Origin of the sequence: uncultured Tateyamaria sp., assembly GCF_947487805.1 — a bacterium.
Classification (GTDB): Bacteria; Pseudomonadota; Alphaproteobacteria; order Rhodobacterales; family Rhodobacteraceae; genus Tateyamaria.
Genome location: NZ_CANKXW010000002.1, coordinates 169,661 through 184,193 on the forward strand (window position 1 = coordinate 169,661; position 14,533 = coordinate 184,193).

Below are 14,533 nucleotides of genomic sequence, written 5' to 3' on the forward strand. Positions count from 1 at the left end.
GCGCGAAGGCAAACCAGTGCTGCAAAGGACAAGGTCCATGACCAAGATCAAGGTAGAGAACCCCATCGTAGAAATGGACGGGGACGAAATGACCCGCATCATGTGGGATTTCATCAAGAAAAAGCTGATCGAGCCCTATCTCGACATCGACCTGCTCTATTACGATCTGGGCATCGAAGAACGCGACCGGACCGAAGACCAGATCACTATCGACGCCGCGGAAAAAACCAAGGAAGTTGGCGTGGCCGTCAAATGCGCCACCATCACGCCGGACGAAGCGCGGGTCGAGGAATTTGGCCTTAAGAAGATGTGGCGCAGCCCCAACGGTACAATTCGCAACATTCTGGGCGGTGTGATTTTCCGCCAGCCGATCATCTGCAAGAACGTGCCGCGGCTTGTGCCCGGTTGGACCAAGCCCATTGTGGTCGGGCGTCATGCCTTTGGCGACCAGTACAAGGCGACGGACATGAAGTTCCCCGGCGCGGGCACGTTGACAATGAAATTCGTGGGCGAAGATGGCACCGAAATCGAGCACGAGGTCTATCAGGCCAAAGATGCGGGCGTGTTCATGTCGATGTATAACATCGACCCGTCGATCTATGACTTTGCGCGTGCGTCGTTCAACTATGGTCTGAGCCTCGGCTGGCCGGTCTATCTGTCGACCAAGAATACGATCCTCAAACAATATGACGGGCGGTTCCTCGAGGTCTTTCAGGAAGTCTATGACGCTGAATTCAAAGATAAATTCGAGGCGGCAGGCATCTGGTACGAGCACCGCCTGATCGACGACATGGTCGCCTGTGCCATCAAATGGAACGGCGGATTTGTCTGGGCCTGCAAGAACTATGACGGCGACGTGCAGTCAGACGTCGTGGCGCAAGGGTTCGGGTCCCTGGGCATGATGACCAGCCAGTTGATGACCCCCGATGGTAAGATTGTGGAGGCCGAAGCGGCCCACGGCACCGTCACGCGCCACTACCGCCAGCATCAGGCGGGTGAACAGACGTCCACCAACTCCATCGCGTCGATCTATGCGTGGACCGGGGGGCTCAAGCACCGCGCCAAACTGGACGGCAACGCAGCCCTCCAGAACTTCGCCGAAACGCTGGAAAAGGTGATCGTCGACACGGTCGAAAGCGGCCACATGACCAAGGATCTCGCCCTTTTGGTCGGGCCCGATCAGGGCTGGCTGACCACAATGGGGTTCCTTGAAAAGATCGATGAAAATCTGAACGCAGCCCTCAAGGGCTGAATACGCATCTGCAACGGCCCGCCCCAAACGGGCCGTTGTCACGCGCCGCGATTGTGCGTCCGCGCGTACATGTCCGCGATCATGCGGCTTGCCGTTTTCTCAAACAGGCACGGGATGACCGCATGTATCAGGGCGGCCCCACTTGCGAGCAAAAGGCGCAGCGCAAATCCCCCGGCAAACACGGCATGTTCCGCATAACTCTCGTCAACGCTGTGGGGATGGGACAGAAAAACGCGATGCAACATTTGAACGCTCCTTGAGTGGCTTTCCACCAAACTATGCGAGGGCAAGGTTGCAATACTCCCATTTATCACGCTCATTTGGGCTTTGAGCGGGAATAAATCCCATGTATTGCCTCGCTATGGAGAATATTGACCATATCGACGCACGTATCTTGTCCGCGCTGCAACGCGACGCGGGCCAATCGCTGGACACGCTGGGCGATACCGTCGGTCTGAGCAGAAACGCCTGCTGGCGGCGGATCAAGTCGCTGGAAGACCGTGGCGTGATCCGCGGGCGCGTAGCGATCGTTGATCCCGGCGCAGTGGGACTGGGTCTGATGGTGTTCATGCAGATCCGCACCCAAAGCCATGATCCCGACTGGCAGGCCTTGTTCAACGCGGCCACACGCAAGATCCCCGGTATCCTCAGCGTCTATCGCATGACGGGCGATCTGGATTACCTGATCCGCGCCCGCGTGCGTGATATGGCGGGATATGATGCGCTCTACCAACAATTGATTCACCTTGTGCCTGTTGCCGATGTGGCCGCCAGCTTCGTGATGGAAGAAATCAAGGACAGCACCGCCCTGCCCGTCTGAAAAGGAACCGATAATGCCCGTGCACTACATCTACCTGATCGTGGCCGTGGCCGCCGAAACGATCGGTACAACAGCCCTTCAGGCCAGCAACCAATTTACGCGGGTCGGTCCGACCATCCTTGTCGTCCTGGCCTATGCGGTTGCGTTCTATTTTCTTGGCGTTGCGCTCAAGTACATTCCCGTAGGCATCGCATATGCGCTTTGGTCCGGGCTTGGCATCGTGTTGATCGCACTCATCGGTTTCGCGGTCTTTGGCCAAACGCTGGACTTGGCCGCGGTGCTCGGACTGGCCATGATCATTGGCGGAATCGTCGTGATCCAGCTCTTCTCCAATTCTGCGACACACTAGACCTTCCTTTCTGCGTCGCAGCGCTATATGGGCCGGGCAACAACTCATGAGGCCCGTCTATGGATCTGCGAAATATCGCCATTATCGCCCACGTCGACCACGGCAAAACCACGCTTGTGGACGAGCTGCTGAAGCAGTCGGGCACCTACCGTGAAAATCAGGCGACGACCGAACGCGCCATGGACAGCAATGATCTGGAGCGCGAGCGCGGGATCACCATTCTGGCCAAGGCCACTTCGGTCGAGTGGAAAGACACACGTATCAACATCGTGGACACGCCCGGCCACGCCGATTTCGGCGGCGAGGTCGAACGGATCCTGTCCATGGTCGATGGAGTCGTGCTCCTGGTGGACGCCGCCGAAGGGCCGATGCCGCAGACCAAGTTCGTGACCTCCAAGGCGCTGGCGCTGGGCCTGCGCCCGATCGTGGTGCTGAACAAGGTCGACAAACCCGACGCGGAACCCGACCGCGCGCTGGATGAATGCTTTGACCTATTTGCCAACCTGGGCGCGGATGACGACCAGCTGGATTTCCCGGCGATGTATGCGTCGGGCCGGTCCGGTTGGGCGGACATGGAGCTGGACGGGCCGCGCAAAGACCTGACTGCCCTCTTTGACCTGATTGTGGATCACGTGCCTGCGCCTGCGCAGATTGCGGCCAAGGACGAACCGTTCCGCATGTTGGCGACGACACTCGGATCCGATCCATTTATCGGGCGCATTTTGACGGGCCGTGTGGAATCCGGCACGCTCAAGGCGGGTGAAACCGTCAAGGCATTGAGCCGTGACGGCGCGTTGATCGAGAATTTCCGCTGCACCAAGATCCTCGCCTTCCGCGGACTGGGTCAGCAGCCCATCGACGTGGCAGAGGCGGGCGATATTGTCACGCTGGCGGGCATGTCCAAGGCGACGGTGGCCGACTCCATCGTAGCCCCGTCAGTGTCCGACGCCCTGCCCGCACAGCCGATTGATCCGCCCACCATCACCGTGACCTTCGGCATCAACGACTCGCCTTTGGCGGGCCGTGACGGCAAAAAGGTGCAGTCCCGCGTCATCCGTGACCGATTGATGAAAGAGGCGGAATCAAACGTCGCCATCAAGATTACGGACACGCCCGGTGGAGATGCGTTCGAAGTCGCAGGTCGCGGCGAATTGCAGATGGGTGTTCTGATCGAAAACATGCGGCGCGAGGGGTTCGAGCTTAGCATTTCGCGCCCGCAGGTCCTGTTCCAGGAGATCGACGGCGTGCGTCACGAGCCGATCGAAGAGGCGACGATTGACGTGGATGACGAGTATTCCGGCGCCGTGATCGAAAAACTGACCGGCGCGCGCAAGGGCAACCTGGTCGAGATGAAGCCCGCAGGGGCGGGCAAGACGCGGATCGTGGCGCATGTGCCGTCGCGTGGGCTGATCGGCTATCATGGCGAATTCCTGACCGACACCCGCGGCACTGGCGTTCTGAACCGGGTTTTCCATGAATGGGCGCCACACAAGGGGCCGATCCCCGGGCGTCGCGCGGGCGTTCTGATCTCGATGGAAAACGGGCAGTCGGTGGCCTTTGCCCTGTGGAACCTGGAAGAGCGCGGGCGTATGTTCATTGGCGCGCAGGCAGACGTCTATACCGGTATGGTCATCGGCGAGCATAGCCGCGAGAATGATCTGGAAGTGAACCCGCTCAAGGGCAAGAAGCTGACCAACGTGCGTGCAAGTGGCACGGATGAGGCCGTGCGCCTGACCACGCCGATCACCATGTCGCTGGAAGAGGCGATTGCGTATATCGATGATGACGAGCTGGTTGAGGTGACGCCGAATGCGATCCGGTTGCGCAAGCGCTATCTGGACCCGCATGAGCGCAAGCGTATGGCGCGCGCGTCCTGAGGGCGCACCGGGGCGCTGCCCCGGACCCCGGCATATTTGAAGAACAATGAAGGGGTCGCCGTTATTGGGCGGCCCCTTTTTGTTGCGCTATTCCGAGGTTTCGACGATGAGGAGTTCGCGTTCGGACGCGCCGCGGGCATGTGCAAGTGCGGCTTGGTAGGCGGCGGAGTGGTAGCATTTCTCGGCCGTTTCGACGTCCGGGAATTTGGCCACGACATTGCGTGGGCGGTCCGTGCCTTCGAGTTGGACATAACGGCCACCACGGGCGATGAAAGTGCCGCCATGGTCGGCAATGGCGACTGTCGCGCCGGCGGCATATTTCTTGTATGCTTCTTCGTCTGTCACCGTGACATGCGCAATCCAGAGTGCTGGCATCTTAACCTCCCAAGATGGATTTTGCGGCTGCAATCGCTGCATCCGCATTGCTTGCATCCTTGGCGCCGCCCTGCGCCATGTCGGGGCGCCCGCCTCCGCCCTTGCCGCCCAGTTCGACCACCGCGGCCTTGACCAGGTCCACAGCGCTGACCGTGTCCGTCTTGTCGGCCGTAACCCCGGCAGCGACGGCTACCTTGCCCTCTGCGTCCGCGATCAGCAGGATTGCACCGCTGCCGAGGCGCTGTTTGTGTTCGTCGATCAGGGCGGGCAGATCCTTGCCCGTCACACCTTGCAGGACCTGAGCGAGGAAGGCGGTGCCACCCACGTCCTCGGCTTCGGGCGCGGCCTGACCGCCGCCCGACATGGCCAGATCACGGCGCAATTGCGCAACCTCCGCCATCAGTGCCTTGCGCTCGTCCAGCAGGGCTTTGACCCTGCTTGGCACGTCCTGCGCCTGCGCCTTGAGTTCAGAGGCCGTTTCGGCCAGCAAATGATCCTGTCCGCGCAGATATTGCAGGGCCGCGTCCCCGGTCAGTGCCTCGATCCGGCGCACTCCGGCACTTGACGCGCTGTCTCCCAGAGTAACGAAGGCGCCGATATCGCCGGTCTGGCGCACATGTGTGCCACCGCAAAGCTCGAGCGAATAGGTGTCGCCGCTTGTGCCCTTGCCGGATCCGTCTTGCGTGCCCATGGACACGACCCGCACCTCGTCCCCGTATTTCTCACCAAAGAGCGCCTGCGCACCGAGCGCACGCGCGTCATCCGGGGTCATGATGCGGGTTTCGACGGCATCATTCTGGCGGATAAAACTGTTCACCTCGGCCTCGACCTTTGCCAGATCATCCAGGCTGAGCGCCTTGCCGTGGCTGAAATCAAAGCGCAGCCGGTCCGGCGCGTTCAGTGACCCGCGTTGGGCCACGTGATCGCCAAGCGCACCGCGCAGGGCCTCGTGCAGCAGGTGCGTGGCCGAATGGTTGGCGCGAATGGCCGTGCGGCGCGTGTGATCCACTTCAAGAACAGCCGCTTGCCCATTGGAAAGGCTACCTTTTGTAACCGTTGCGATGTGGATGAACACATCGGCGGTTTTGCGGGTGTCCGTTACCTGTGCCTCACCGCTTTCGGTTCGGATGAGGCCGGTGTCGCCGACCTGCCCGCCACTTTCCGCATAGAACGGAGACTGGTTCAAGGCAATCTGCACGGACGTCCCGGTGGGGGCGCTGTCGGTCTGTGCGCCGTCCACGACGATGGCGACGATCTGGCCTTCGGCGGTTTCAGTGTCATACCCGAGGAAATCGGTCGTGCCCGCCGTTTCGGCCACGTCAAACCAGACAGTCGCATCCGCCGCCTCACCTGACCCGGACCAGGCCGCGCGCGCCTTGGCCTTTTGCTCCGCCATCGCGGCATCAAAGCCCTCGGTGTCGACCCCCAGCCCCTGTTCGCGCAGGGCGTCCTGCGTCAGGTCCAGCGGGAAGCCATATGTGTCGTAGAGCTTGAACGCGGCGGCACCCGGCAGATCGGCACCTTCGGCCAACCCGGCCACTTCGTCATCCAGCAGTTTCAGGCCCCGATCCAGCGTTTGTTTGAACCGCGTTTCCTCGGCCTGCAAGGTCTCGGTGATCAGGGATTGCGCCTGCCCGAGTTCCGGATAGGCCGCGCCCATCTGGCGTACAAGCGTCGGCACCAATTGGTACATGACCGGATCCTTGGCCCCCAGCAAATGCGCGTGCCGCATGGCCCGCCGCATGATCCTCCGCAGTACATAGCCGCGCCCGTCATTGGAGGGCATAACACCGTCCGCAATCAGGAAGGATGTCGACCGCAGATGGTCCGCGATCACCCTGTGATGGACGTTCTGATCGCCGTAGGGATCGACGCCGGTTGCATCGGCAGATGCCTCGATCAGCGACTTGAACAGATCCGTGTCATAGTTATCATGGCTGCCTTGCAGCAAGGCGCCAATGCGCTCGAGACCCATGCCGGTGTCGATGGACTGCATATCCAAGTCTATCATCGAGCCGTCTTCGAACTGTTCGTTCTGCATGAAAACGATGTTCCAGATCTCGATGAAACGGTCACCGTCCTCTTCGGGACTGCCGGGAGGGCCACCCCAGATGTGATCTCCATGGTCATAGAAAATTTCGGTACACGGTCCGCAGGGTCCGGTGGGTCCCATCTGCCAGAAATTGTCCGAGGTCGCGATGCGGATGATCCGGCTCTCCGGCACACCGACCTTTTTCCAAATCTCATAGGCTTCGTCGTCGGTGTGATAGACCGTCACATAAAGCCGATCCTTAGGGATGTCGAACTCACCCGTGATCAGGTTCCAGGCAAAGGGGATGGCTTCATGCTTGAAATAGTCACCGAAGCTGAAGTTCCCCAGCATTTCGAAGAACGTGTGGTGGCGCGCGGTGTAACCGACATTGTCGAGGTCGTTATGCTTGCCGCCCGCCCGCACGCATTTTTGTGCCGTTGTCGCCCGGGTGTAGTCCCGCCGTTCGAGGCCGGTGAACAGGTTCTTGAACTGCACCATCCCCGAGTTCACGAACATCAGGGTCGGGTCGTTGCGGGGCACCAGCGGGCTGGATGGCACAACCGCATGGCCCTGTTTTTCAAAGTAGGACAGGAAGGTCGAACGGATGTCGTTGAGCGAAGGCATAAGCGTGTGTTCCGGGGCGTCTGATGGGTTGCTCTGACATAGCTCTGTGCGCTTGGACTGTCCACAAACGAAACAGGGCGCAGTCGATGCTGCGCCCTGTCGCTGTTCCTCTTAAAGCCGGGTGCTTAATCAGGCCTCCAGAATATCGTCATCCGCGGCCTTTTCACCTTCGGGCATATCAAAGTCGAGCCCGTGTGCGGCGCGGATCTTGTCCTCGATCTCGAAGGCCATCCTGCTGTTGTCGCGCAGGAAACTTTTGGCGTTCTCACGACCTTGGCCAATCCGTTCGTCGCCATAGCTGAACCAGGATCCGGATTTTTCCACGACACCAGCCTTGACGCCCAAGTCCAGAAGCTCACCCATTTTCGAGATGCCTTCGCCATACATGATGTCGAACTCGACCTGTTTGAACGGGGGGGCGACCTTGTTTTTGACCACCTTGACGCGGGTGGCGTTTCCGACAACCTCGTCGCGATCCTTGAGCGCGCCGATGCGGCGAATGTCGAGACGCACCGAGGAGTAGAATTTCAGGGCGTTGCCACCGGTGGTCGTTTCCGGCGAGCCGAACATGACGCCAATCTTCATGCGGATCTGGTTGATGAAAATGACCATGCAGTTCGAACGGCTGATCGAACCGGTCAGCTTGCGCATGGCCTGGCTCATCAGGCGAGCCTGAACGCCCACGCTGCTGTCGCCCATATCACCTTCGAGTTCGGATTTCGGCGTCAGGGCCGCCACCGAATCGACGATCACCATATTGACCGCTCCGGACCGCACCAGCGTGTCGGTGATTTCCAAGGCCTGTTCACCCGTGTCGGGCTGCGAGATCAGCAACTCGTCGATGTTCACACCCAGTTTCCGCGCGTATTGCGGATCAAGCGCGTGTTCCGCATCGACGAAAGCACAGACCCCGCCCTGCTTTTGCTGTTCGGCCACACAGTGCAGTGTCAGCGTCGTTTTGCCTGACGATTCAGGGCCATAGATCTCGACAATGCGCCCCATGGGCAGGCCACCGATGCCGAGGGCAATGTCCAGACCAAGGCTGCCTGTCGAGCTGGCCTTGATATCCTGGATCGCACCCTCGTCGCCCAGCTTCATGATCGACCCCTTGCCGAACTGGCGTTCGATCTGGGCCAACGCGCTGTCCAGCGCCTTTTGTTTGTCTGCCGATTTCTTGTCTGTCATGGTCAGTAGGTCTGCCGTTGCCATTGCGTTGATCCTTTGTGTCATACCCGCTGGGGGGCGGCAATCACTGCCGCTTCTGCTTCGATGTTCCCCTTGCGTTCCTTATGAGATCAAAAAGAGAACATTTCAATTAAATTCTACAGACCTACCTTTTGCCCTGAGGAGTTAAGGAGTAGTTTACGAACAAAAGGGCTGTTGAAATAAATTCTGTGAGGTGAGCGGATGATGGTGTTCTACAAGGCGGGCCTTGCCTTTCTTTCGGTCCCCAAGACAGGCACGACCGCCTACGAAAATGCTTTGCGCGATCACGCAGATTTGGTGATCTCCGAACCGCCGATGCTCAAGCACGCGCCGGTTTACCGCTATAACAGGTTCGTCCGGCCCATGTTCGTGAACGTCTGCAAGGTGGAACTAGAATTGATGGCAGTCATGCGAGAGCCGATCAGCTGGCTGGGCAGTTGGTGGCGATACCGCCAGCGCCCCTTCATGGTCGGCAAGCCGAACGCGACGCACGAGATAAGTTTCGATGAGTTTGTTCTGGCCTACATGAAAGGTCAAAAACCCGGTTTTGCCGATGTGGGCAGCCAATTCAAATTTCTTGAAACCCAGCCAAACGGTACGGGCATTACGCATCTCTTTCGGTACGAGGACCAGCACAGGTTGCAGGCGTTTCTGACCGACCGGCTTGGAGTGACGTTCGCTCTGGAACGCGCGAACGTCTCCCCTTCTGTGCCGGTCGAACTGTCAGCGGGTGTCGAAGAAAGGTTGCGCCGCAAATTTGCCGATGAGTTTGCCTTGTACGACAGCATTCCGCACTGAGATCAGTGAAGCTGCTTGTGCACCGTTTCCGCAAGATCGTTCAGTGAGAACGGCTTGGGCAGGAATACCGAGTTCGGAATGCTGTCCTGCTGATTGTTCAGCCTGTCTTCGGCATAGCCGGACACGAAGACCACCCGCACCTCCGGCCGCACCTTGAGCGCCTCGCGCACCCAGCTTGGCCCGTCCTTGCCCGGCATCACGACATCCGTCACAAACAGGTCGACGTTCAGGTCTTTGTCTTCGAGCGTCTTCAGTGCCGCCTCAGCAGAATCCGCCTCGAGCACCGTGTACCCCCGCAAACGCAATGCGCGGCTGGCAAATGCGCGTACGGGTGCCTCGTCTTCGACGAGGAGGATCACGCCGTCGCCATGTTTTGGCTCGGAAACCTGGGCGGGTTGCACTGCCGCCTTTGGCTTGGGCGTCGAGCGTTCAAGTACGGGGAAAAGGATCGAAAACGTTGTGCCCTTGCCCAGCGTACTGTCGACAAAGATATACCCGCCCGTCTGTTTCACGATGCCGTAAGCGGTGGACAGCCCGAGCCCCGTTCCCTCGCCAGTCTTCTTGGTGGTGAAAAACGGCTCGAACACCTTTTGCATCTTGTCCGCGGGAATCCCGATGCCCGCATCCTTGACCCGCAGGCACACGTATTCGCCCGCTGGTACAGTGACCCGATCACGTTCAAGCGGATTTGCCAGTGTCATACACTCAGTTTCGATCGCGATTTCACCGCCTTCCGGCATGGCGTCGCGCGCATTGACCACCAGGTTCATCAGAACCTGCTCCAATTGGCGCTTGTCGGCGCGAATGGGTTTGAGAACAGGATCGTGGCTGAGCGACAATCGCACCTTTTCCCCCACCAGGCGATTCAACAGGTGCGTGAGGTCCGCCATTGTATCCCTGAGATCAAGCTCCTCCGGGCGCAGGTTCTGCTTGCGCGAAAAAGCGAGAAGCTGGCCAACAAGGGCTGCGGCGCGATTGGCGTTCTGGTTGATCTGGATGAGATCGCTGTAGTCCGAATCGCCCTGGTCATGGCGCAACAACAGCAAATCACAGTGCCCGGAAATCGCAGTCAACAAGTTGTTGAAATCATGCGCCACCCCGCCCGCCAACTGGCCAATAGCCTGCATCTTCTGGCTTTGGACGAACTGCGCCTCGAGCGTTTTGAGTTCGGTCGCATCGGCCAAGACAGCCACAATCGATACATCACCATGGTCCGCCATACGGTTGAGCGCGACCTGCACGAACATCTCCTTGTCCTCGCGCTTGAGGCGCAGGAACTCGGATTGCTGTACCGCGCGCCCGGACACGGTTTCATCAAGCCAGTCGGCGATGGGGCGACCCAGACCCGCCATCAAATCGGATATGTGCACGCCTTCCTCAAGCCCGGGACCCACCAGGTCGGCACCCTTTCGGTTGAAGCTGCGCACGGTGCCATCGGGCGCGAAGCGCACAAGCGGAACAGGCAGATCCTGGAACGACGACCATGTCGCGGTCGCTTCCCCTTCTGCAGGGGGCGGCAGCAGATAGATGGCCGTCCGCCCGGCCCCTGCGTCGACCCGCGCTGCCAGAACATCCACGGATCCTTCGGCTGTCGAAATTTGATTGACTTGCCCAAAGCGCACCGGCAGCGCATCGAAAATGCCGTCGATAGCCTTGATCCGGCCGCCGATCAGTGTGCGGGCGTTTTCGTTCATATACAGCACGGCCCCATTGCGCCCCGTCATGACCATGGGCAGCCCCGGCCCCTCGGTCCCGCGACCCTGACCCGTATCCGGGACGGCTTCCAAACGCCACAGCAGGCGATTGTCATCCATTTCGTGCACCGCAAGGCGCATGTGACCGCGCCGCGTGACCAGATCTTCCCGGGCTGCCCCATCGATCTCGGCCGCGGCCTTGAGACGGAACAGGATACCACCCGGATTGGCAAAGGTGTTGCGCAAAGTACCGGCCAGCGTTTCACCGGACCGTGTGGAATAGAGTTGCCGTGCCGCCGCATTGGCACGGATCACTTCGCCATCGGGCGTGCAGACAAAACTGGGTGAGGCATCCTTTTCGATAAAGGAACTGATTGCGGACAGGGCCAGCGCGTCCTTGCCGCGTGCCTTGCGGGTGGTCAGTGTCACCGCGAAACCCAAACCCATCAGCACCGCGGCCCCAACGGCCAGCCCCAATTGGATCAAAGGCTCGGGCGCCAGTGCGGCCATAACACCCAACAGAGCAGCCGCCCCAAGAAGGCTGGCTGCACGATGGTTGCCACCCTCAGCCGGGCGTGCTTGCGTGGTGGTCGGCTGAGCGCTGTCTGACACCTGTCACCTCATTGCGGTCGATTCGTTGGATCAGTTTTGCGCTGGAAACGGTTAATTGGCTCTTAAGCCCACAGCACATCCGACCTGTCAGAGCATCTATAACACAACCTGAGGGCAAGTTGCTAAACTTTAGGTTGCGCGCAATCTCAAGCGATCTGAAGGCAGGCGAGAAAGAAGCCATCGCCATCTTTGTCAACCGGCCATGTGCAGCTTGAAAGCACCTGCCAGCCGGGATGCCTGGCGCGGAAAGCGGCCACTTGTGCTGCGTTCTCGACCGCAAGCACCGAGCAGGTCGCATAAGCCAGAACCCCGCCGGGCGCGACATGCGAGACGGCCGCGTCCAGCACGCCCGCCTGCATCTGTTGCAATGCGGTCAATCGGTCTTGGGTCAACGCCCATTTGGCGTCGGGTGTCCGGCGCCATGTCCCGCTGCCCGAACAGGGCGCATCGCAAAAGACAAGATCGAAATGGCCTGCCTTGCCGATGTTCTCGGGCGGACAGATGTCGATGCGATGACCACCGCGTGCGGCCCTTGCCGGCAGGTCACGCATGCGCCCAGGATCGATATCGTGGGCCGTCACAGCCCAACCCTGCGCGGCAAGAGCAAGGGCCTTGCCACCCCCACCGGAACACAAATCCAGGGCGCGTCCCGCCTGCTGGAACCCCGCGACGGCGGCTTGGCTCGACGCATCCTGCAACTCGATCAAGCCGTCGGCAAAGGCTTGGCTCAACCGCACACGTTTTGCGCCTTCGATCACAGTCAGCGCTGTCTCCGCACGCGCGTTGCGCGCTGTTGAGATACCCTCTGACAAAAGCGCAGCCTGTGCCTGAACCACAGTGCTGCGGGTGCAGTTCACGCGCAGTGTCACGGGCGCACGCGTCGCCAGTGCCATCGCGGTAGGTTCCGCGTCTTCGCCCAAACTTTCCTTGAAATGCGGAACCATCCAGTCCTGGAGGTTCCAACGGTCGCCGGGCGTTTCGGGGATGCCGCGCGATGCCTGTTCAACCTCGGTCAGAACGGACGGCGCGTGGCCCTGACCGGTAAACATGTCGGACGGATCGATGCCCAGATCGCGCAGCCGCCCGATCATGCGAGCGCGGCCCGTGTCACCTCCACCGCGCACCGCGTCACTGCGCCAATTCCGCAGGACGTCAAACACGTGGTCGCGCACGGCCGCGCGGTCTTTGGATCCAGCAAATCGGCTGTTGCGCGCCCAGCGGGTCAGCTCCTGCTCCGCCGCTTGCCCACCCGCAATGGCGTCTATGATCTCGATGGCCGCGGCCACGCGTGCGCCGGGGGTCATGCCGGTGCCCGCGCAATTGTCAGGCGAACGCCGTTAGGCATGATCACATGATCCGGTAATTCGGCGACTCGCGCGTGATCTGCACATCATGCACATGGCTTTCCTTGAGGCCTGCGCCCGTGATCTTCACAAAGCTGCAATTGCGGCGCATTTCGTCGACCGTGGCACAGCCGGTATAACCCATCGCCGCGCGCAACCCGCCCACAAGTTGGTGAATCACCGCGCCCGCAGACCCCTTGTAAGGCACCTGCCCCTCGATGCCTTCGGGCACGAGCTTGTCGCTGGCCGCGTCCTTCTGGAAATAGCGGTCCGCCGACCCGCGCGCCATGGCGCCCAATGACCCCATACCGCGATATGATTTGAAGCTGCGCCCCTGGTAAAGGATCACCTCGCCGGGGCTTTCATCGGTGCCCGCGATCATGCTGCCAACCATGGCGCAAGACGCGCCCGCGGCGATTGCCTTGGCAAAATCGCCCGAGAACTTGATGCCACCATCCGCAATCACCGGCACGTCGCCCGCGGCCGCCGCGCAGTCCATGATGGCGGTCAGTTGCGGCACACCCACGCCTGCGACCATCCGCGTGGTGCAGATGGATCCGGGGCCAATGCCCACCTTGATCGCATCAGCACCTGCATCGATCAGCGCACGCGTCGCCGCACCGGTCGCGACGTTGCCCGCCACGATCTGCACTTCGTTGGACAGGTTCTTGGCGCGGCGCACCGCTTCGGCCACGCCTTCGGAATGGCCATGCGCGGTGTCGATGACAATCATGTCCACGCCCGCATCCACCAGCGCCTCTGCCCGCTCGAACCCTGCATCGCCCACGGTCGAGGCCGCAGCCACACGCAGGCGGCCCAGCTCATCCTTGCAGGCCGTGGGGTTCAGCACTGCCTGTTCGGTATCCTTGAGGGTCAGCAGCCCCGTCAGCTTGCCGGTCTGGTCCGTCACCAACAGCTTTTCGATGCGGCGCGCCTTCATCAGGCTGATCGCTTCGTCCCGGTCCGCAGGTTCGGTCAGGATGGCGAGGTTGTCCGACGACATCATCACCGAAACAGGTGTGGCGTCGTCGCTGGCAAAGCGCATGTCGCGGTTGGTCACGATGCCGACGACCCGGCCCGCGTCGTCAACAACAGGAAAGCCGGTCACGCGGTACCGGTCCTGAAGCGCCTTGGCATCGGCCAGGGTCTGGTCTGGGCGCAAGGTGATTGGGTTGTAGACGATCCCGCTTTCGAACCGTTTGACGCGACGGATTTCGCGGGCCTGCGCCTCGATATCCAGATTACGGTGCACCACGCCCATGCCGCCCGCCTGTGCCATCGCAATGGCCATGCGCCCTTCGGTCACCGTGTCCATGGCAGAGCTGAGCAGCGGGATGTTCAGATCAATGCGGCTGGTGACACGGGTGCGGGTATCTGCGGTTGTCGGCAGCACGTTTGACGCGGCCGGAACCAGAAGGACATCATCGAAGGTAAGTGCCTCGCGAATCTCCATGGGGGTCTCCTTGGGAGGGTTCGTTTGACGATTTCGTATTTCACGGGTTCGCAAAAATGGAAAGGGGCAATCCGCTGTCTTGCGCGCCCTCACTCACA

The 14,533-nt window shown here is 60.6% G+C and carries 12 protein-coding genes; 5 read left to right on the forward strand and 7 right to left on the reverse strand.

Going from position 1 to position 14,533, the window contains the following annotated elements:
* Positions 1 to 37 precede the first annotated feature (37 nt).
* Entirely contained in the window at positions 38 to 1,252 is a 1,215-nt protein-coding gene (locus tag Q0949_RS06440) for an NADP-dependent isocitrate dehydrogenase (protein ID WP_299369835.1), read from the forward strand.
* A gap of 38 nt (positions 1,253 to 1,290) precedes the next feature.
* Here the strand turns inward: Q0949_RS06440 and Q0949_RS06445 are convergent, their stop codons facing one another.
* A complete protein-coding gene (locus tag Q0949_RS06445) occupies positions 1,291 to 1,497 on the reverse strand; it encodes a DUF6356 family protein (RefSeq protein WP_299369837.1) in 207 nt (68 codons plus the stop codon).
* A gap of 116 nt (positions 1,498 to 1,613) precedes the next feature.
* Here Q0949_RS06445 and Q0949_RS06450 point away from each other — a divergent pair, with 116 nt between their 5' ends.
* From Q0949_RS06450 to typA, 3 genes are read left to right on the forward strand one after another with little or no spacing between them, the layout of a single operon-like run.
* Positions 1,614 to 2,072, forward strand: coding sequence for an Lrp/AsnC family transcriptional regulator (locus Q0949_RS06450; protein WP_299369838.1), 459 nt, complete (start codon positions 1,614 to 1,616; stop codon positions 2,070 to 2,072).
* 13 nt (positions 2,073 to 2,085) lie between these two features.
* Positions 2,086 to 2,421 carry an SMR family transporter gene (locus Q0949_RS06455; protein ID WP_299369840.1) on the forward strand — a complete coding sequence of 112 codons (336 nt, stop codon included), beginning with the start codon at positions 2,086 to 2,088 and terminating at the stop codon, positions 2,419 to 2,421.
* Positions 2,422 to 2,480: 59 nt separating this feature from the next.
* Positions 2,481 to 4,298 (forward strand): translational GTPase TypA, encoded by a 1,818-nt coding sequence (gene typA / locus Q0949_RS06460; protein WP_299369842.1) that lies wholly within the window; start codon positions 2,481 to 2,483, stop codon positions 4,296 to 4,298.
* Positions 4,299 to 4,385: 87 nt separating this feature from the next.
* On the opposite strand, the gene Q0949_RS06465 is transcribed toward typA, so the two are convergent.
* The 3 genes from Q0949_RS06465 to recA form a co-directional block, all read right to left on the reverse strand.
* Entirely contained in the window at positions 4,386 to 4,673 is a 288-nt protein-coding gene (locus Q0949_RS06465; protein ID WP_299369844.1) for a DUF1330 domain-containing protein, read from the reverse strand.
* A 1-nt stretch (position 4,674) separates the two neighbouring features.
* Positions 4,675 to 7,329, reverse strand: a complete 2,655-nt coding sequence (alaS, locus tag Q0949_RS06470) for an alanine--tRNA ligase (RefSeq protein WP_299369846.1) — start codon at positions 7,327 to 7,329, stop codon at positions 4,675 to 4,677.
* Between the two features lie 129 nt (positions 7,330 to 7,458).
* A complete protein-coding gene (gene recA / locus Q0949_RS06475; protein WP_299369848.1) occupies positions 7,459 to 8,538 on the reverse strand; it encodes a recombinase RecA in 1,080 nt (359 codons plus the stop codon).
* Positions 8,539 to 8,736: 198 nt separating this feature from the next.
* Here recA and Q0949_RS06480 point away from each other — a divergent pair, with 198 nt between their 5' ends.
* The gene (locus Q0949_RS06480; protein ID WP_299369850.1) at positions 8,737 to 9,333 is read left to right on the forward strand and encodes a gamma-glutamyl kinase; all 597 of its coding nucleotides are present in this window, start codon (positions 8,737 to 8,739) and stop codon (positions 9,331 to 9,333) included.
* Between the two features lie 2 nt (positions 9,334 to 9,335).
* On the opposite strand, the gene Q0949_RS06485 is transcribed toward Q0949_RS06480, so the two are convergent.
* The 3 genes from Q0949_RS06485 to guaB form a co-directional block, all read right to left on the reverse strand.
* The gene (locus Q0949_RS06485; RefSeq protein ID WP_299370819.1) at positions 9,336 to 11,537 is read right to left on the reverse strand and encodes an ATP-binding protein; all 2,202 of its coding nucleotides are present in this window, start codon (positions 11,535 to 11,537) and stop codon (positions 9,336 to 9,338) included.
* Positions 11,538 to 11,785: 248 nt separating this feature from the next.
* The gene (locus Q0949_RS06490; RefSeq protein WP_299369852.1) at positions 11,786 to 12,943 is read right to left on the reverse strand and encodes an RsmB/NOP family class I SAM-dependent RNA methyltransferase; all 1,158 of its coding nucleotides are present in this window, start codon (positions 12,941 to 12,943) and stop codon (positions 11,786 to 11,788) included.
* Positions 12,944 to 12,986: 43 nt separating this feature from the next.
* Positions 12,987 to 14,435, reverse strand: coding sequence for an IMP dehydrogenase (guaB, locus tag Q0949_RS06495; RefSeq protein WP_299369854.1), 1,449 nt, complete (start codon positions 14,433 to 14,435; stop codon positions 12,987 to 12,989).
* Positions 14,436 to 14,533 lie beyond the last annotated feature (98 nt).